Origin of the sequence: Burkholderia seminalis (assembly GCF_001718535.1) — a bacterium.
GTDB classification, from domain to species: Bacteria; Pseudomonadota; Gammaproteobacteria; order Burkholderiales; family Burkholderiaceae; genus Burkholderia; species Burkholderia seminalis.
Map to the genome: position 1 here is coordinate 677698 of NZ_CP013400.1, position 17949 is coordinate 695646.

Sequence of the window (17949 nt, forward strand, 5' to 3'; positions counted from 1 at the left end):
GTGGCGGGCGGCGGATATTCGCGTGACTGGCGGTTCCGCGCGCGGATTATTTCGAATTAATCCGCATTATCTCGCGAAATCATGATTTTCGCGTGCGCATGCAAAACATGCATGCGGAAACGGCAATTCGAAACCGTTACGCGCCATTACCGCATCGCGCGCGGGCAGGTTGATTTGAATCAATTATCAGACCAGGTCATTTTGTCTGATTAATGGAGTGAAGAAGTGTCGATTTTGCGCGTCGGCGCGGTATTTGGCGGATCGCGACAGGATCGGCTGCTTTCGGGCCGGAATGAAAAACCGGATAACCACGAGTAACGCGTGGGTTTTTGGGGCGGCATGCGGTTGCGACCGCGCCGACGCAGCCAACGCCCCGATGGCGCGACATTTCCCCGCGCTGGCAAGCGTGCCGGGCCGACCGGTCCCGTTGGCGAATCAGGTAGAATCCGCGCTTCGCCGCAGGCGCCCGCCGCGCAACGCGTATCGGGGCCGCATCGAATGCATCGCCGGACGCGCACCGCGCTCCGGTTCCGCATGCGCCGGCTACGGATGCCGGCCCGCTCAACGTTCGTCTCGTTTTATGTCCGCAATTCCGAATTCCGACCCACCCGGTTCGTCCGCGAACCCACCCAAGCTTCATCGCGCGCTGAAGGCGCGCCACCTGACGATGATCGCCATCGGCGGCTCGATCGGCACGGGCCTGTTCGTCGCGTCCGGCGCGTCGATCTCGCAGGCCGGCCCCGGCGGTGCGATGGTCGCGTACATGCTGATCGGCCTGATGGTGTACTTCCTGATGACGAGCCTCGGCGAGATGGCCGCGTTCATGCCGGTGTCGGGTTCGTTCGCGACCTACGGCGCGAAATACGTGGACGAAGGCTTCGGCTTCGCGCTCGGCTGGAACTACTGGTACAACTGGGCCGTGACGATCGCGGTCGAACTCGTCGCCGCGCAGCTCGTGATGCACTACTGGTTTCCGGACGTGCCGGGCGTGTGGTGGAGCGCGGCCTTCCTCGGCGTGATGTTCCTGCTCAACGCGCTCACCGTGCGCGGTTTCGGCGAAGCCGAATACTGGTTCGCGCTGATCAAGGTCGTCACCGTGGTCGCATTCATCGGCGTCGGGCTGCTGATGATCTTCGGCATTCTGAAGGGCGCGCCGGGCAACGGCTGGGGCAACCTGACGATCGGCGACGCGCCGTTCGCGGGCGGGCTGCCGGCGTTGATGGGCGTCGCGATGATCGCGGGCTTCTCGTTCCAGGGCACCGAGCTGATCGGCGTCGCGGCCGGCGAATCGGAGAACCCGCGCACGACGATCCCGCGCGCGGTGCGCCAGGTGTTCTGGCGGATCTTGCTGTTCTACGTGTTCGCGATCTTCGTGATCGGCGTGCTGATTCCCTACACCGACCCGAACCTGCTGAAGACGGACGTGACCGACATCGGCGTGAGCCCGTTTACGCTCGTGTTCCGCCACGCGGGCCTCGCGTTCGCGGCCGGCGTGATGAACGCGGTGATCCTGACGGCCGTGCTGTCGGCCGGCAACTCGGGCATGTACGCGTCGACGCGCATGCTCTACACCCTCGCGACCGAAGGCCGCGCGCCGAAGATCTTCGCGAAGCTGTCGCGGGGCGGCGTGCCGCGCAACGCGCTGTATGCGACGACCGCCGTCGGCGCCCTGTGTTTCTTCACGTCGCTGTACGGCGACAAGACCGTGTACCTGTGGCTGCTGAACACGTCGGGGATGACGGGCTTCATCGCGTGGCTCGGCATCGCGGTCAGCCATTACCGCTTCCGCAAGGGCTACGTGAAGCAGGGTTATGTGCTCGACCAGCTGCCGTACCAGTCGAAGTGGTTCCCGTTCGGCCCGCTGTTCGCGTTCGTGCTGTGCCTCGTGATCGCGCTCGGCCAGGATTACCAGGCGTTCCTCGCGAACCGGATCGACTGGGCCGGCGTCGCCGCGACCTACGTCGGCATTCCGCTGTTCCTCATCGTGTGGCTCGGCTACCGGTTCCTGAAGAAGAGCCGCTTCGTGCGCTACGAAGACATGGAGATCGCGCCGTGGATCGCCGCGAACCGCGGCGCGCAGCGCCAGCCGGTGGCGAACCGCGAAACCGCGGGCTGACGCGGGCGCGGCAGGCGGCCGCGCGACGGACGTTGAAACGGGAAGCCGCGCGCTTCCCGTTTTTTTTGCCCGGCTTTCGCCTGCACGGGGTCAAAGCCGGTTATATTGCCCGACCCTACCGGGCCACGGCCCGGCCGGCGCGACACGCGCGGCGCGGATCGGCATCCGGCGTGCGCGGCGCGCGGCGGCCGGCGAGATGCCCGGCGTTTTCATCGTTCCATCCGGGCCGCCTGGCCCGCGGAGCGCGCAACCCAGAGGAATCCATGAGCGCATCACCCGCCGAGCGGAAGGCCGGACCCGTTTCCATCGTGCGAATCGAAGCCGCGATCAACGCGTGGCGCGAAGTGTACCCGCCGGCGCCGGACGGCGAGGACGGCTACGCGCTGGACGCCGGCAGCAACTGCCTCGCCGAGCTGTACGGCACGATGATCTGCTATCGGTTGCCGGACGTGCCGCTCGACACGCTGAGCGACGCGCAGCGCGACGCGCTCTACGCGACCGAGGTGTGATGCGCGGTCGCGACGTCATCGCGATGCCACCGCGATGAAACGACGGGAAGCCCGCGGGCTTCCCGTTTTGCTTTGCGCGGTGCGGCGCGTGGCGGCGGGCGCCGCCTGCGGTATCGTGACGACATCGTCCGGCCGGGGTGTGCGCCGGATGGCTGTCCGGGAGACATCAACATGGAGTTGAGACATCTCCGCTACTTCGTCGCGGTGGCCGAAGAGCGGAATTTCACGCGGGCGGCGGAACGGCTGCACATCGCGCAGCCGCCGCTGAGCCGGCAGATCCAGCAGCTCGAGGAGGCGCTCGGCGTGCCGCTGTTCGAGCGCAACGCGCGGCCGCTGAAGCTGACCGACGCGGGGCGCTTCTTCTATTCGCACGCGGTGCAATTGCTCGCGCAGACGACCGAGCTCGAATCGATGACGAAGCGGGTCGGCAAGATCGAGCGCAGCATGTCGGTCGGCTTCGTCGGCTCGACGCTGTACGGGATGCTGCCGAAGATCATCCGGCGCTTTCGCAGCGAGTATCCGGCGGTCGAGCTGAGCCTGCACGAGATGTCGACGATGGACCAGATCAAGGCGCTGAAGGAAGGGCGCATCGACGTCGGGTTCGGCCGCATCCGCCACGAGGATCCGAGCGTGCGGCGCGTCGTGCTGCGCGAGGAGCGGATGATCGTCGCGCTGCCGGTCGGCCATGTGCTCGACAGCGCGAAGCCCGTGCTGTCGCTGCACGATCTCGTGAACGACACGCTGATCATCTTCCCGAAGGCGCCGCGCCCGAGTTATGCGGACCAGGTGCTTGCGGCCTTCCACGATCGCGCCTTGCAGCCGCGCAAGATCTACGAGACGCGCGAGCTGCAGATCGCGCTCGGCCTCGTCGCGATGGGCGAGGGCGTGTCGGTCGTGCCGCACAGCGTGTACGGGCTGAAGCGCGACGACATCAGCTACAAGCCGCTCGACGATCCGAACCTCGTGTCGCCGATCATCATGAGCATGCGGATGCTCGACGAATCGGAGGACATCCGCGCGATGCAGGCGCTGATCTACCGGCTGTACGACGAAGCGCAGATGGAGTACCTGCCGCCGCAGCCCGAATGAGCGCGCGGGCGGTAGGGGCTTGCTTGACGCGGTGCGCGCCGGCAGGCCACCATGACCCGATTCGATGCGGCCGCCGGTGTGCGGCCGCTTTCACGCAGACGACCGACCCATGACCGATATCGTGACCGAGGAGACGACCGTCGGGACGCCGCAAGGGCGTCTCTTCGCGAAACGCTGGCGTGCGCGTGCGGCGCACGACGCGTCCGCGCCGATCGTGCTGCTGCACGATTCGCTCGGCTGCGTCGATCTGTGGCGCGATTTCCCCGCGCAGCTCGCCCGCGCGACGCAACGCGACGTGATCGCCTACGACCGCCTCGGGTTCGGCCGCTCGGATCGCCATCCGGGGGCGCTCGGCACGACGTTCGTGCGCGACGAGGCCGACCATGCGTTCCCCGCGGTGCTCGCGCAACTGGGTGTCGATGCGTTCGTCGCGTTCGGGCACAGCGTCGGCGGCGGGATGGCGGTGGGCTGTGCGGCCGCGCATCCGGAGCGTTGCCGTGCGCTCGTGACGGTCGCCGCGCAGGCGTTCGTCGAGGATCGCACGCTGGCCGGCATTCGCGAGGCGGCGCGGCAGTTCGACGAACCGGGGCAGCTCGACCGGCTCGCGCGCTATCACGGCGACAAGGCCGAATGGGTGCTGCGCGCGTGGGTCGACACGTGGCTGTCGCCGGCGTTTCGCGACTGGCGTCTCGACGACGAACTGCCGCGCGTGCGATGCGCGACGCTCGCGATTCACGGCGAGGACGACGAATACGGCTCCGACGTGCATCCGAAGCGGATCGCCGCGCGCGTCGCGGGGCCCTCGTCGTTCCTGTTGCTCGCCCGATGCGGGCACATGCCGCACCGCGAGCGGCCGGACGACGTGCTGGCCGCCGTCGCGACGCTCCTGCGCGACGCGGGCGCCTGAGTACGCCCGCCCCCGGCGGGCGGGTGCCCGCCGGACGTCAGAACGACAACTGGATCGCGAGATCGATCGCGAGCAGCGCGATCGAGCAGCCGATCCCGAGGATCACGTTCGGCAGCCGGTGCTCGAAGTCGCGATTGTCGCGGCGCATCGCGGCGCCGAGCAGGAAGATCGCCTCGACGGCGATCTGCAGCCCGACGAACAGCAGCATCAGCAGGTACTCGTAGCCCATCTGCTTGAACGCGGCGAAGTGCATCCCGTGATCGCGAATCCACTGGCCGACGCGCAGCAGTTCGTACGCGAACAGCAACGCAGGGAACAGGTAACTGATGAAGTAGGTCGGCGCGGTGGCGTGCCGTAGTTCGAGGTGGAAGTGCTGATGCGTGGTAGCCATCACAACCCTCCTTGCAACGCATGATTGCGGTCGCGACGGCGGCGCGAGTCCAGGCAGACTACGGGATTGCCCTATGCACAGTGCGCTGCCGTACGACATCAGCATACTGCCGCGCGGGAAATTTGGCATGCGGTGCGTGTGTTCGCCGCAAAAAGGTGTGTACATCGCACGACGCGGGTCGGCCGCGGCCCGTCAGCGTTTTGCTTCCGCTCCTTCGATGAACAGCTTCGCGACCGACTGAAACTCCCGTTTCAGCGACAACCCCGGCACGGTCAGCCAGCGCAGCATCGCCGCGAGATACAGGTGATGGAACCACGTCGCGAGCTGATCGGCCCGCAGCGTGCCGTTCAGTTCGCCGGCCTGCTGCGCGGCGACGATCAGTTGCTGCCACACCCGCGCGATGTCGCTGCCATTTTGTCCCGCGCTTTCCGGTTCGGCCGCACCGATGCTCAGGAGCCGGTGCCGCAGATACGCGAGCAGGTACGCGGGATGCCGCTCGCACCACGCGGCCGATGCGTCGAGCACGCAACCGATGCGCGACGCGAAGGTCCTGCGCCGCGCGACGTCGCGCTGAAGAGGCGCGAGATCGCGCGCGAGTTCGCCTTCGAGCCAGTGCGCGAGCACGGCTTCCTTCGTCGGAAAGTGGTTGTACAGCGTGCGCTTCGCGACATCGGCCTCGGCGGCGATCTGCTCCATCGTGACGGCCTCGTAGCCGTGCGAGTCGAACAGGCGCGCGGCGGTGGCGGCGAGATGCGCGAGCATCTGGATGCGCTTGCGTGCGCGGCGGCCCGGATCGTCGGTCTGAATCGGCATGGCGGGGGATTGGCTGAAAATGCACGAATTACATTAGTATACGACGTGCATTTTTGTGAATCCACCCCGTTTTCGCCGTGCAAGGAGTCGTGCATGAAGCTCGTCATCGCCACCTATGGCACCGAAGGCGATACGCGCCCGCTCGCGGCGCTTGGCCGCGCGCTGATGGACGCCGGCCACGATGTCCGGTTGCTCGCGGACGCCGCGACACTCGGGGCGGCCGCGGCGCTCGGCGTGCCGTCGGCGCCATTGTCCGGCGAGATCCGCCGCGCGATCGCGCCGCAAGGCGCGCTGGCCGACGCGGTGCGCGGGCGCGGCGGCTTCCACGACACGTCGAAGGCGCTCGCGGCAATCGCGAATGCGAATACGGCCGCGTGGATGCGCGAAGTCGCGGATGCATCGGACGGCTGCGACGCGCTCCTCGTGTCGGGGCTTGCGTCGTTCGTCGGGCTGTCGGTCGCCGAATATCGCCGCGTGCCGGCGATCGGCACCGGCATGATCCCGATCACGCCGACCGCCGGATTCGCGTCGCCGTTCCTGCCGCCGGGGAAGGTGCCGGGCTGGCTGAATCGTGCGAGCCATCGGTTCGTGAATGCGCTGTTGTGGCAGGCGTTCCGGAACTCGACGAACGCGGCACGCGCCGGCGTGTGCGGGTTGCCGCCGCGCAAGCATGTGTGGACCGATCATCCGATGCTGTATGGCGTGTCGCCGGCGCTGCTGTCAGGCCCGGCCGACTGGCCGCCGAATGTGTGGGCATGCGGGCAATGGCGGGTCGACGGGCGTGCATGGGCGCCGCCGTGCGATCTGTCGGCGTTTCTCGAATCGGGCGTTCCGCCCGTGTACATCGGCTTCGGCAGCATGGCCGGCTTCGACCGGGCCGCCATGGCCGACGCGCTGACCCGTGCGCTCGCAGGCCGGCGCGCGCTGTTCTATCCGGGCTGGAGCGGCATCGAGGCGTCGATGCTGCCGGCACACGTTCGCGTGATCGGCGACACGCCGCACGACTGGCTGTTTCCGCGCGTATCGATGGCGATTCATCATGGCGGGTCGGGCACCACGCATTCGGCCGCACGGGCCGGCATTCCGTCGGTCGTCGTGCCGTTTGCGGGCGATCAGTTCTTCTGGGCGGACCGGTTGCAGCGGCTCGGCGTGGCCGATGCGCCCGTGGCGGGACGGCGCGTGGATGCCGCCGCACTGGCGCGGGCCATTGCGTTCGCCGAACGGAGCGAGACGCAGGCGCGCGCGACGGAGCTTGGCACGCGCATCGCGCAAGAGGACGGTCTGGCGCTGGCCGTCAGCGCGATCGAACGATGGGCGCGTGCCGGTGCGCGGTGAACCCGTGCACCGGTATCAGAAATGCCCGGTGAACCGGTAACGGCTGCCCGGGTGCCACAGATTGGCGACCGACGCGACCAATCCCTGCGACCATGTGCGCCGATGCAGCATCAGGCATGGTTCGCGGTCGTCCATCGTCAGGTGGCGGCGCGTTTCGGCGTCGGGCATCGCGGCCTCGATCCGGTACTCGACGCGCTGCAGCGGCGCGACGCGCGTCAGGTACTGGTTCGGCGTCGTCGCCGTGAAGTCCTGCAGCGCGTATTCCGGCGCGCAGGCCGGATTGACCCAGCGTTCCTCGAGCTGCACGGGCGTGTCGTTCTCGAAATGCAGCACGCGCGAATGAAAGATCGGGCGGCCGGTATCGAGCTGCAGTTCGTCGGCGAGCTTCGCGTCGGCGACGGCCGCGCCGACCTGCAGCACCTGCGCGCGATAACCGTGGCCGCGCGCGGCGACTTCGTCCGAGATGCTGCGGATCGCGACGAGCGTCGATTCGTATTTCGGTGACGCGACATACGTGCCGGAGCCGCGCGTGCGCGTGAGCACCTGCTCGGCCGTCAGCTCGCGCAGCGCGCGGTTGACGGTCATCCGCGCGACGTTGAATTCGCGCGCAAGCTCGTTCTCCGACGGCACCTGGTCGCCTTCCGCCCATTCGCCGGCATGGATGCGCGCGAGGATGAAGTCCTTGATTTCCTGATAGATCGGTGTGGTCATGGGATCACGATTCCAGAGTCGGCAGCGGCCCGCCGCCGAATGCCGATCCGGCGCGCGCCCGGCGCCGAGTGTACCGGTTTCGCGGACGCGCCGGCCCGGATGCCCCGAATGATCCCTGTTCGGCCGGCGCGCGTCCATGCGGGATTGCACAGAGCGGCCGGCCCGCGACAGCCGGCGCGCGGTCAGAACCGATGCCGGATGCCGACCGTCGCGACGACCTGCGTATTCGTCGACGATGCCGCGAGCCCCGTCACGTTCGCGAACCCGAGCGTCGCGCCCGACGGCACGCCGAACTGGTGCTGGTACACGGTTTCCGCATACACGTCGGTGCGCTTGCTCAGCGCGTAATCGGCCATCAGCGTCACCTGCTGCCATTTCGGCCGGTGGCTGCCGGCCGCGTCGTCGTAGCGGCCGTCGGTGAACGTATAGGCGCCCGCGAGCGAGACGGCCGGCGTCAGCGTATAACGCGCGTTGACCTCGTAGTTGTCGAACCGCAGCGCATTCAGTGCACCGGGCAGCGACGACGCGGCCGTTTCGTCGAACATCGAATGCGTCCACAGCGCGCCAACCGTCAGCCGGTCGAACGCGTAGCTGCCGCCGGCGCCCATCACGCGCTGGCGCACGGCCGGGAAGTTCGCGCCGTCGTTGGTCGACAGCGCGCCGCTCGCCGTCAGCCCGCCGCGATCGAGCTGCAGGTAAGCGGCGCCGAGGCTGACCGGCCCGTTCGCATACGACACGCCCGCGCTGTACGCGCGGTTGTTCGCGAAGCCGCCCGCCGCGTTGCTGAACCCGTACAGGCCGCCGAACTGCCAGCCCGCGAGCGTCGGGCTCGTGTATTTCACCGCGTTGTCGATGTAGAACGAATCGTCGATGTTGTCGTTGTCGAACGGGTGCGACGCGAGGTTGTTGCCGTCGCCGTTGTTGGCCATCGCGAGCGGGCCGAGATAGTCGACCACGGCGTCGTACTGGCGGCCGAGCGTCAGCGCGCCGTATCGGTCGCTCTGCAGGCCGACGTACGCGCGGCGCCCGAACATCGTGTTCTTGTAGGACTGCGTGCCGTTGTTCAGGTTGAAGCCGTTCTCGAGGCGGAACAGCGCATGCAGGCCGCCGCCGAGATCCTCGTTGCCGCTCAGGCCGAAGACCGTGTTCGACAGCAGGCCGCTGCCTTGCTGCCACGCGCTTTTGCCCGACTGGTTGTTCGTATAGGCGATACCGGCATCCAGCATCCCGTAGAGCGTGACGCTGCCTTGCGCATGCGCGGCGGCGCCGAAGAACGCGAGGGAGAGGGTGCCGACGACTGCTTTTTTCATTGCGTGTGCTTCCTGGAAAGGCCCGTCGAGACGGGAACGACGATTCGCCGCGCGGGTCCGTGCGGATCCGCGCGTTCGAATCGATGAAAGGGGGAGCGCGTGACGCGAGTCACGCGCGGCGGCGAACGCCGGTTAGTGCTGCAACAGGCGGATCGTGCCGAACTCGGCGGCCGGCAGTTCGCGCAGGATCGACAGGATGGCCGGCGACGCCTGCGATCGCGCGACTTCGAACTCGATGCACGCGCGCCCGGTGCGGCGGTCGATCACGGCCGTATAGAAATTGAGCGCGGCGCCGACGGCCCGATGCAGCCGGCGCCGCACGGCCGCGAGGTTGTCCGATTCGACGCGGATCGACAGCAGCACGAGGTCGTCGTCGGGACACGTGCGCCGCGAACGCACGGGCAGCAGATCGTGTGAAGCGGCGGATTCGGTTCTGGTCGGTTTCATGCATGCATCCCCGGGTCGCCTCGTGCCGTGCAGCGTGGCGATCTCGTCTTTGACATGACGCCCATTCTAGGAATCGCGGTGACGATACGGTGTATAGACTCGCGCCGGGCCTGAAAAGAACGCATAAAAACGGCATTGGCCGGCCCCGGATCGATCCCCGCGATGCGTCGACGCGCCCCGCCCTCGGCCGTGGCACCCGTTGACGGAGCTGCTGTCCGGTTACCGGCTGGTCGGGTTGGGAAGCGGACGGCATGCGGCACGAGGTCTAGACAGGTTTTGCGCGGCTCCAGGCTGGAGCAGTCTGCCGCGAGAAAGCCTTCATTCAACATCGTGTAATCGTTAATTAATTGAAAGTTAAGGAAAATTCTGGACCACGACCATAATCGGCCGACAATTAGAGATAAACACGGATTGCTGGCACCCTCCCGAAAAAGGCAAAGTTGTATGTACAACTTGGAGCGTCGCCGAAAGGGGGCGATATCCGGGTTGGAAGGGTTCGCGGCGGGCAGTCCGGCCGGAACCCGGCCCAGTTCGCCTTTGACAGGAACACGATGAAGAAACTCGCGCTCAGTATTGCCCTTGCCTGCATCGCGGTCGGTGCTCACGCCAAGGATTGGTCGACGATCCGGTTCGGCGTCGACGCCAGCTACCCGCCGTTCGAATCGAAGGATGCAAGCGGCAAGGTCGTCGGCTTCGACGTCGATCTCGGCAACGAGATCTGCGCCCGCCTGAAGGCGAAATGCGTGTGGATCGAGAACGACTTCGACGGGATGATCCCGGCGCTGAAGGCGAAGAAGTTCGACGGCGTGCTGTCGTCGATGTCGATGACGCCGGCGCGCGCCGAGCAGATCGCGTTCTCCGACAAGCTGTTCAACACGCCGACGCGCCTCGTCGCGAGGAAGGGCGCGAATCTGCAGCCGACGGCCGAATCGCTGAAGGGCAAATCGGTCGGCGTCGAGCAGGGCACGATCCAGGAAACCTATGCGAAGGCCTACTGGGCACCGAAGGGCGTGCAGGTCGTGCCGTACCAGAACCAGGACGGCGTGTACCAGGACCTGATGTCGGGCCGTCTCGACGCGGCGCTGCAGGACGCGGTGCAGGCGGACATCGGCTTCCTGAAGACGCCGCGCGGCGCGAACTTCGCATTCGCCGGCAAGGACATCGACGATCCGAAGACGCTCGGCAACGGCGCCGGCATCGGCCTGCGCAAGGACGACGCCGACCTGAAGGCGAAGATCGACCATGCGATCGCCGACATCATCAAGGACGGCACGTACAGGAAGCTCGAGAAGAAGTACTTCGCGTTCGACGTCTACGGCGGCTGAACGTCCATGCGGCGCGCATCGGTTGTGGCGCGCCGCGTTAGTGACCGGGTGCAACCCGCTTCACGCGATGCGTCCGACTTGATGAGCAGCGTGCATCAGGTTGTGCGCAGATATCGTTTGATGCACGGCTAATGGCTATTGACAATCCAGCCACCTCGCTCTGGACCCCACATATGATCTTCCAAGGATTTGGCCCGCTGCTGTGGGCCGGCACGGTCGAGACCGTGAAGCTCGCGGTGCTGTCGCTCGCCGCGTCGCTCGTGCTGGGCCTCATCGGCGCGAGCGCGAAACTGTCGACGAACCGCATGCTCAAGTCGATCGGCACCTTCTACACGACGCTGATCCGCGCGGTGCCGGACCTCGTGCTGATGCTGCTGCTGTTCTACGGGATCCAGATCCTGCTGAACAACTTCACCGACATGCTTGGCTGGGACCAGATCGACATCGACCCGTTCGTGGCGGGCGTCATCACGCTCGGCTTCATCTACGGCGCGTACTTCACCGAGACGTTTCGCGGCGCGTTCCTCGCGGTGCCGCGCGGCCAGCTCGAAGCCGGCTTCGCGTACGGGATGAGCGGCTGGCGCGTGTTCCGTCGCATCCTGTTTCCGCAAATGATGCGCTTCGCGCTGCCCGGCATCGGCAACAACTGGCAGGTGCTCGTCAAGGCGACCGCGCTCGTGTCGATCATCGGCCTGGCCGACGTCGTGAAGGCGTCGCAGGACGCGGGCAAGAGCACGCTCGATTTCTTCTTCTTCACGCTGGCTGCGGGCGCGATCTACCTCGCGATCACGACGGTGTCGAACGTCGTGCTGCATCACCTCGAGAAGCGTTATTCCGTCGGTGTCCGGAGGCTCGCACTGTGATCGAACTCGTCAGCCAGTACTGGCAAAGCTATCTCTATTCCGACGGCTACCGCTTCAGCGGCCTCGCGATCACGCTGTGGCTGCTGGTCGTGTCGATCGCGCTCGGTTTCGCGCTCGCCGTGCCGCTCGCGATCGCGCGTGCGTCGTCGAACCGCTGGATCTCGGGCCCCGTCTGGCTCTACACGTACGTGTTCCGCGGCACGCCGCTCTACGTGCAGCTGCTGATGTGCTACACGGGCATCTACAGCCTGCAGGTCGTGCACGACCACGTGCTGCTCGACACGTTCTTCCGCAACGCGATGAACTGCACGCTGCTCGCGTTCGTGCTGAACGAATGCGCGTATGCGACGGAGATCTTCGCGGGCGCGATCAAGGCGACCTCGGCCGGCGAGATCGAGGCCGGGATGGCCTACGGGATGTCGCGCTTCAAGCTGTATACGCGCATCATCCTGCCGTCCGCGCTGCGCCGCTCGCTGCCGAGCTACAGCAACGAAGTGATCCTGATGCTGCACGCGACGACACTCGCGTTCACCGCCACCGTGCCCGACATCCTGAAGGTCACGCGCGACGTCAATTCGGCGACTTACATGTCGTTCCAGGCCTACGGCATCGCTGCCGTGCTGTACGCCGCCGTCGTGTTCACGCTCATCTGGGCGTTCCGCAAGCTCGAGACGCGCTGGCTCGCGTACCTCGCGCCGCGCAGCCATTAACGCATCCGCACGATTCGCAACGAAGGACCCAGCATGTACAAGCTTACCGTTGACAACCTGCACAAGAAATTCGGCGACAACGAGGTGTTGAAGGGCGTGTCGATGAAGGCGAAGGCCGGCGACGTGATCAGCATCATCGGTTCGAGCGGCTCCGGCAAGAGCACGTTCCTGCGCTGCATCAACTTCCTCGAGCAGCCGTGCTCGGGGCAGATCACGATCGGCAGCGAGCCGATCCAGACCACCCGCGACCGCAACGGCGCACTGCGCGTGGCCGACCAGAAGCAGCTGCAACGGATGCGCACGAAGCTGTCGATGGTGTTCCAGCACTTCAACCTGTGGGCGCACATGACGGTGCTCGAGAACGTGATCGAGGCGCCGATGGCCGTGCTCGGGATCGGCAAGGACGAAGCGATCGCGCGCGCGCGCACGTATCTGGAGAAGGTCGGGCTCGCGCCGCGCGTCGAGGGCATGTATCCGTCGCACCTGTCGGGCGGCCAGCAGCAGCGCGTCGCGATCGCGCGTGCGCTCGCGATGGAGCCGGAGGTGATGCTGTTCGACGAACCGACGTCGGCGCTCGATCCCGAACTGGTGGGCGAAGTGCTGAAGGTGATGCAGAAGCTCGCCGAGGAAGGCCGCACGATGGTCGTCGTCACGCACGAGATGGGCTTCGCGCGCAACGTGTCGAATCACGTGATCTTCCTGCATCAGGGGAAGATCGAGGAGGAAGGCGATCCGCAGGAGATTCTCGTGAATCCGAAGAGCGAGCGGCTCGGGCAGTTTCTGTCGGGGCGCTTGAAGTAGGAGACGGCTTCATAAAGGCCCCGTGGGATCGGTCTCGCGCGGCGTTCAGGCGAGCAGGCGGCGCTCGAACGGGTAGTCGGACAGCAGTTCGAGCTGGCCGTCGTCGCGGACGTAGACCTGTTCCTCGAGCTTCACGCCTTCGCCTCCGTCCTCGTGGCCGATGTAGCTCTCGATGCACAGCGTCATGCCGGGTTCGATCACGCCGTCGTAGCCCTTTGCATCGTTGTCCTCGCGATGACAGATATACGGGTATTCGCCTGTCATCCCGACGCCGTGGGCCAGCGCGAAATAGCGGCGTGCGCGATACGGCTGCGGGATCTGCCACGCCTTCGCGATGAATTCCTGGAACGTGGTGCCGGCCCTTACGTTCTCCATGTTCGTGTGGATCTGCTCATAGGCGAGGCGGTACAGCGTCTTTTGCGCGGCGGACGCGGGACCGTCGCCGCAAAGAAAAGTGCGCGAGAAATCCGCGTAGTAGCCGAAGCGGCCCACCACGTCGGTATCGAGCCCGACCAGTTCTCCCGCCTGGATCTTGCGTGGGCTGCTTTCCTGGAACCATGGATTCGTGCGCGGGCCCGAGCTTATCAAGCGGGTCTCGACATAGTCACCGTCGGTCTCGATCACATGCTGATGCAGGTACGACCACAGCTCGTTCTCGCTGATGCCGGGCACGAGGGCGGCCTCGAGCTTGCGCACACCCGCTTCCGCCGCGCGCAGTGACGCGCGGATCATCTTGATCTCGTTCGGCACCTTGATTGCACGGGCGCGTTCGAGCGGCTCCTGGGCGTCCGAAATCTCGTAGCCGCGCGCTTGCAACGCAAATGCGGCCGCCGATGTCGCACTTTCGATCGCGATCCGCTTGCCGCCACCGCACGAGCGAACCAGATCGTCAATCTCGTCCGCCCAGCGCTCCGTGATCTGACGCAGCATGTCGTCACAAAAGTAGTACGAAATCGCGGTCGCGGGCCGGACTTCATCCACGGTATCGAGTCCGTCGGCCAGGAATTCGCATCCCGCGTATTCGAACAGCACGACTTTTCCCTCGGCCGGCACGAACAGATAGCGTGCGGGATTGCGCATCGAATACACCTGCATGTTGCGAGAGCCGGTGGCGTATCGCATGTGGGTAGGGTCGAACAGGATAGCGGCGGTCAGGTCGCGTTTCTTCAGTTCGCGGCGAACCGCGGCAAGCCGGTCGCGCTGGATCTGGGCGATTTCGTCGGCGGTAGGCTCGCAATCTTCCGGGCGGTGAGTCGGTCGAAGCATCGTCATGATGGCAGGGGTAACGTTATAAGTGTCAGTACAACGAAGTAATGGGATGGGTCTACCCATCGGGAAATCGCATCGTCAGTCGACCAGGTTGTCCGCGCGGACCAGTGTCTGTTCGGCTTCCAGATGCATTTCGGATACGCGGCCGTACAGCTGGCGGGTTCGCTCGAGGCGGCCGACCACCCCGGGCTTCTTCGAATAGGCGAAGATCGTAGTGTGACGATCGATGTCGCCGCGCACCTGGGTCACGCGGTGCAGCGAGAAACGGCCCTTGAACAGTTGCAGATCGCCCGGCTGCAGCGTAATCACGCTGATCGGCGTGCGCGTCTCTCCGCGCACCACCGCGCCGACCGCATCGTAGTTTTCACCCTCGGGCGACCGGATGTTCGGGCAGTACTCGAAATCGCCGCCTGCCGTGGGCTGCTGCGTCATCATCGACACGATGAATTCGTTGGTGTCGTAGTGCCACGGCTGTTCGGTGCCGGGCGGCATGACGTTCTGAACCAGTCCGGCGTACGGGTCCGCGTATTCCCAGATCTGCGTTTCGCCGAGACATGCAGCGACGAATTGCTTCATCGCACGCGCCACGTAAATCCGGTGAACGATTGCATCGGCCGGGATCACGTCGCGCGTGACGAAGCCGCTCGTGCGATCCATAAAGATGCGGCGCGGATCCGTGGCGGGCAACGACGGATCGTCGGCGGTGAAATACGCATTGACCTTGCGGCTCGAGAAATAGGTTTTTTTCGCGAAGCCGAGCCCTTCGACGCGCGCCTGTTCCAGTGCGGTGGGGCGCAGGAAGCCGCGCAACACCGCGCTGCCGCTGGCGGTCAGCTGGGCCCGGCACGTTGCGAGCAGGTCGCGCATTCCGGCGTGCCCGGGGTCATGCAACGGATAGTGGTCGGTATCGACGATGTCGCTCAGATCAGTACATTCTGCGTCGGCGAGAGGCGGGCTTGCTTGCACGGTTGGCTCCAGTTTCGAGGGGTGAGGCGTTTGTGGCCTGAATTGTTTTCGACAACAATCGGCCTATCGATGCGTCAATGATTCGATCGACAAATTCCCTTGGATAACGAGTAATTTCGATGACTGACATCAGCGAACCCGATTGGTCTCAACTCAGCTCGCTCGACGGAGAACTGGTGCGCGCGTTCATCACGGTGGTCGACAGCGGCGGCGTGACCGCCGCAGCCAGGCAGATGCACCGGACGCAATCGACGATCAGCCTTCGCATCCGTACGCTCGAAGAGCGGCTGGAAACGCATCTGTTTCTGCGCGACAGTCGCCGTCTGGCATTGTCGCGAGACGGGGAAAACTTCCTGATCCATGCGCGCCGCATCATTCAGGTGCAGAACGAAGCGATAGCGGCACTCAAACGCACGAGCGCTCATGGCGTGATTCGCTTCGGCTTGCCTGAGGATTACGCGGAGCTCTGGTTGCCCGATCTGCTCGAAAAGTTCTATCGCCTGCGGCCGGATGCGCGCCCGCATATCGATTGCAGAATGTCGCTGGAGCTGATCGAGCGCCTGCAGGCGGGCGAACTCGATCTGGCACTGGTCGTCAGGCACGGCGCGCAAAGCGGTGGGCGTCATCTCGGCCGCGAGGACGTGGTGTGGGCCGCGCATCGCGATTTCGTGTTACCGGGCGGCGCGTCCGTGCCGCTCGCGCTGTTTCCGGAAACATGCTGCTACCGTCAGCGTGGACTCGCGGCACTGGCGGCACTCGGGCGGCAGTATCACGTGATCTACACGAGCCAGAGCCCGACCGGCATCAAGGTCGCCGTCAATCACGGTGCGGCGGTGACGATCATCGACCGCTGCACGCTGCCCGCGAACTGGCGCGTGCTGGACATGGAAGACGGCTTGCCGGCGCTGCCGCCCGCAGATCTCGAGCTGCTGCGCTCACCCGGCAGTCGCAATCCTGCAGCCGACGATCTGGCGCTGCTGATCGAGACGATGGTCGAGGAGCGCCGCCGCGCGGCGAGCGCGCCGTCGCCGGCCTGAATGATCGTGCATCGCATCCCGTAGCCTCGCGGGAGCCGGGCCCAACGCAACGACGCGATCGTTCGGCCTCTCCGATGGTCCCTATCGGAATTCCTCGCTGTCAAAACGAAATTGGCGCAATAAATATATCTGTGAGCGAACGGATGACCGTTGCCACGGATGCCGGTGTCCGCGCGATCGCTCCCGCCCGGTTCCATCGGCCGCGTCATGCCTTGCCTCAGTGCCTTCCCCATTCAATAGGAGCCCTTCTCATGATCCTGTCGTTGCTTGCCCGCCTGCTTATTGTCACCATGCGTCGCCCGGTACTCGGGCGGTTCATGCTTTTCTTCGCGCTATCGGTTTCGGTGTCGGCGCACGCCGCCGGCAACGGAACGGTGGTGATCGGAGTGAACAACTGGGCCGAGAATATCGCGGTCGCGAATCTGTGGAAGGCGCTGCTTGCGGAAAAAGGCTACGACGTCACGCTGCAGTCGGGCGACAAGGCGATCATCTATAACGGCGTCGCGCAGGGCAAGCTCGATCTGACGTTCGAAGTCTGGCTGCCATCCGCGGACGGCCCGCCGTACGATGCGATCAAGTCGCGCGTCGAGAAGATCGGCCCGTGGTTTCCCCACGCTCAGCTGGGCCTCGCGGTGCCCGATTACGTCGCGATCGACAGCATCGAACAGTTGAACGCACATGCCGCCCAGTTCAGCCACGACGGCAAGCCGACGATTTTCGGCATCGAACCCGGCAGCGGCCTGATGAAACTGACGGGCGAGGCGCGCACCGCTTATGCGCTCGACGCGACTGTGTTGCCGTCATCGGAGGCTGCGATGTTGCTCGCGCTGGATCGCGCGGCAAAGCGTCGCCAGCCGATCGTCGTCACGCTGTGGAATCCGCATTGGGTGTGGGCGAAGTATCCGATGCACTACCTGAAAGACCCGAAGCAGGTGTTCGGTCAACCCGATGCGATCTATGCAATCGCGAAGGCCGGCTTCAGTCAGACACGTCCGGATGTCGCGCGCTGGCTCGGTGCATGGAAGATGGACGACCAGACGCTCGGCTCGCTGATGAACGATATCCGTGCCGCCGGTGAATCCGATCCGCAGAAGGGTGTCGCGCGATGGATCGCGTCGAATCGCGCCCGGGTGGGTGAATGGCTACGCTAAGAGCAGGTTTCTCGAAGACTGCTTTGCATGCCGGGTATTCCTGCGGATCAGGCGGCAACCCAGTTTGAGAAACGCGCCATGAATGTCGGCGCGGCGATGATCGCGCAAACGCTGCTGACGGGCAGGGCTTCGCACGCGGGCGTCGCGCCGCTGCAAACTGGAACGCTAAATGCTTGTCACGCGTGATCCTTTCGATGAA

19 protein-coding genes are annotated in these 17949 nt (G+C 65.5%); 12 read left to right on the forward strand and 7 right to left on the reverse strand.

Features of this window, described 5'->3' with window-relative positions; translation table 11 throughout:
• Positions 1-580: 580 nt before the first annotated feature.
• The 4 genes from WJ12_RS23800 to WJ12_RS23815 all read left to right on the forward strand — a co-directional run bounded on the left by WJ12_RS23800 (position 581) and on the right by WJ12_RS23815 (position 4621).
• Positions 581-2116, forward strand: coding sequence for an amino acid permease (locus WJ12_RS23800; protein ID WP_059558530.1), 1536 nt, complete (start codon positions 581-583; stop codon positions 2114-2116).
• Positions 2117-2379: 263 nt separating this feature from the next.
• Positions 2380-2625: a DUF3717 domain-containing protein gene (locus WJ12_RS23805; protein ID WP_031399027.1), complete on the forward strand. Its 246-nt coding sequence runs from the start codon at positions 2380-2382 to the stop codon at positions 2623-2625.
• 171 nt (positions 2626-2796) lie between these two features.
• Positions 2797-3714, forward strand: coding sequence for a LysR family transcriptional regulator (locus tag WJ12_RS23810; RefSeq protein WP_021157347.1), 918 nt, complete (start codon positions 2797-2799; stop codon positions 3712-3714).
• Between the two features lie 109 nt (positions 3715-3823).
• On the forward strand, positions 3824-4621 hold the full coding sequence (locus WJ12_RS23815; RefSeq protein WP_059558527.1) for an alpha/beta fold hydrolase: 798 nt from the start codon (positions 3824-3826) through the stop codon (positions 4619-4621).
• A 37-nt stretch (positions 4622-4658) separates the two neighbouring features.
• On the opposite strand, the gene WJ12_RS23820 is transcribed toward WJ12_RS23815, so the two are convergent.
• Positions 4659-5012 (reverse strand): hypothetical protein, encoded by a 354-nt coding sequence (locus tag WJ12_RS23820; RefSeq protein WP_034185614.1) that lies wholly within the window; start codon positions 5010-5012, stop codon positions 4659-4661.
• Between the two features lie 192 nt (positions 5013-5204).
• A complete protein-coding gene (locus WJ12_RS23825; RefSeq protein WP_059558524.1) occupies positions 5205-5825 on the reverse strand; it encodes a TetR/AcrR family transcriptional regulator in 621 nt (206 codons plus the stop codon).
• A gap of 93 nt (positions 5826-5918) precedes the next feature.
• Between WJ12_RS23825 and WJ12_RS23830 the strand changes: the two genes are divergently transcribed.
• Complete coding sequence (locus tag WJ12_RS23830) at positions 5919-7160, forward strand: glycosyltransferase (protein ID WP_059558522.1); 1242 nt, start codon at positions 5919-5921, stop codon at positions 7158-7160.
• Positions 7161-7175: 15 nt separating this feature from the next.
• Here the strand turns inward: WJ12_RS23830 and hutC are convergent, their stop codons facing one another.
• The 3 genes from hutC to WJ12_RS23845 all read right to left on the reverse strand — a co-directional run bounded on the left by hutC (position 7176) and on the right by WJ12_RS23845 (position 9628).
• Entirely contained in the window at positions 7176-7871 is a 696-nt protein-coding gene (gene hutC / locus WJ12_RS23835) for a histidine utilization repressor (RefSeq protein WP_059558691.1), read from the reverse strand.
• A 182-nt stretch (positions 7872-8053) separates the two neighbouring features.
• Entirely contained in the window at positions 8054-9181 is a 1128-nt protein-coding gene (locus tag WJ12_RS23840; RefSeq protein ID WP_059558519.1) for a porin, read from the reverse strand.
• A gap of 132 nt (positions 9182-9313) precedes the next feature.
• Positions 9314-9628: a hypothetical protein gene (locus tag WJ12_RS23845; RefSeq protein WP_080287695.1), complete on the reverse strand. Its 315-nt coding sequence runs from the start codon at positions 9626-9628 to the stop codon at positions 9314-9316.
• A 551-nt stretch (positions 9629-10179) separates the two neighbouring features.
• Here WJ12_RS23845 and WJ12_RS23850 point away from each other — a divergent pair.
• The 4 genes from WJ12_RS23850 (at position 10180) to WJ12_RS23865 (ending at position 13327) form a co-directional block, all read left to right on the forward strand.
• Positions 10180-10953, forward strand: a complete 774-nt coding sequence (locus WJ12_RS23850) for an ABC transporter substrate-binding protein (RefSeq protein WP_034185618.1) — start codon at positions 10180-10182, stop codon at positions 10951-10953.
• Between the two features lie 173 nt (positions 10954-11126).
• Positions 11127-11816 (forward strand): ABC transporter permease, encoded by a 690-nt coding sequence (locus WJ12_RS23855; protein ID WP_059237438.1) that lies wholly within the window; start codon positions 11127-11129, stop codon positions 11814-11816.
• The gene (locus WJ12_RS23860; RefSeq protein WP_034185620.1) at positions 11813-12526 is read left to right on the forward strand and encodes an ABC transporter permease; all 714 of its coding nucleotides are present in this window, start codon (positions 11813-11815) and stop codon (positions 12524-12526) included. The genes WJ12_RS23855 and WJ12_RS23860 overlap by 4 nt, the downstream gene beginning before the upstream one ends.
• Positions 12527-12559: 33 nt before the next feature.
• Positions 12560-13327: an ABC transporter ATP-binding protein gene (locus WJ12_RS23865; RefSeq protein ID WP_034185621.1), complete on the forward strand. Its 768-nt coding sequence runs from the start codon at positions 12560-12562 to the stop codon at positions 13325-13327.
• Positions 13328-13372: 45 nt separating this feature from the next.
• On the opposite strand, the gene WJ12_RS23870 is transcribed toward WJ12_RS23865, so the two are convergent.
• Together WJ12_RS23870 and WJ12_RS23875 are read right to left on the reverse strand one after the other, a co-directional pair.
• Positions 13373-14599: a M24 family metallopeptidase gene (locus WJ12_RS23870; protein ID WP_034185622.1), complete on the reverse strand. Its 1227-nt coding sequence runs from the start codon at positions 14597-14599 to the stop codon at positions 13373-13375.
• Positions 14600-14674: 75 nt separating this feature from the next.
• Positions 14675-15562 carry a HalD/BesD family halogenase gene (locus WJ12_RS23875; RefSeq protein ID WP_049035787.1) on the reverse strand — a complete coding sequence of 296 codons (888 nt, stop codon included), beginning with the start codon at positions 15560-15562 and terminating at the stop codon, positions 14675-14677.
• Positions 15563-15738: 176 nt separating this feature from the next.
• On the opposite strand from WJ12_RS23875, the gene WJ12_RS23880 reads away from it, so the two are divergent.
• The 3 genes from WJ12_RS23880 (at position 15739) to WJ12_RS36485 (ending at position 17936) form a co-directional block, all read left to right on the forward strand.
• Positions 15739-16599, forward strand: a complete 861-nt coding sequence (locus WJ12_RS23880; protein WP_231750644.1) for a LysR family transcriptional regulator — start codon at positions 15739-15741, stop codon at positions 16597-16599.
• A 143-nt stretch (positions 16600-16742) separates the two neighbouring features.
• Complete coding sequence (locus WJ12_RS23885; protein ID WP_226103889.1) at positions 16743-17750, forward strand: glycine betaine ABC transporter substrate-binding protein; 1008 nt, start codon at positions 16743-16745, stop codon at positions 17748-17750.
• Between the two features lie 27 nt (positions 17751-17777).
• A complete protein-coding gene (locus WJ12_RS36485; RefSeq protein ID WP_167361891.1) occupies positions 17778-17936 on the forward strand; it encodes a hypothetical protein in 159 nt (52 codons plus the stop codon).
• The last annotated feature ends 13 nt before the right edge of the window (positions 17937-17949 follow it).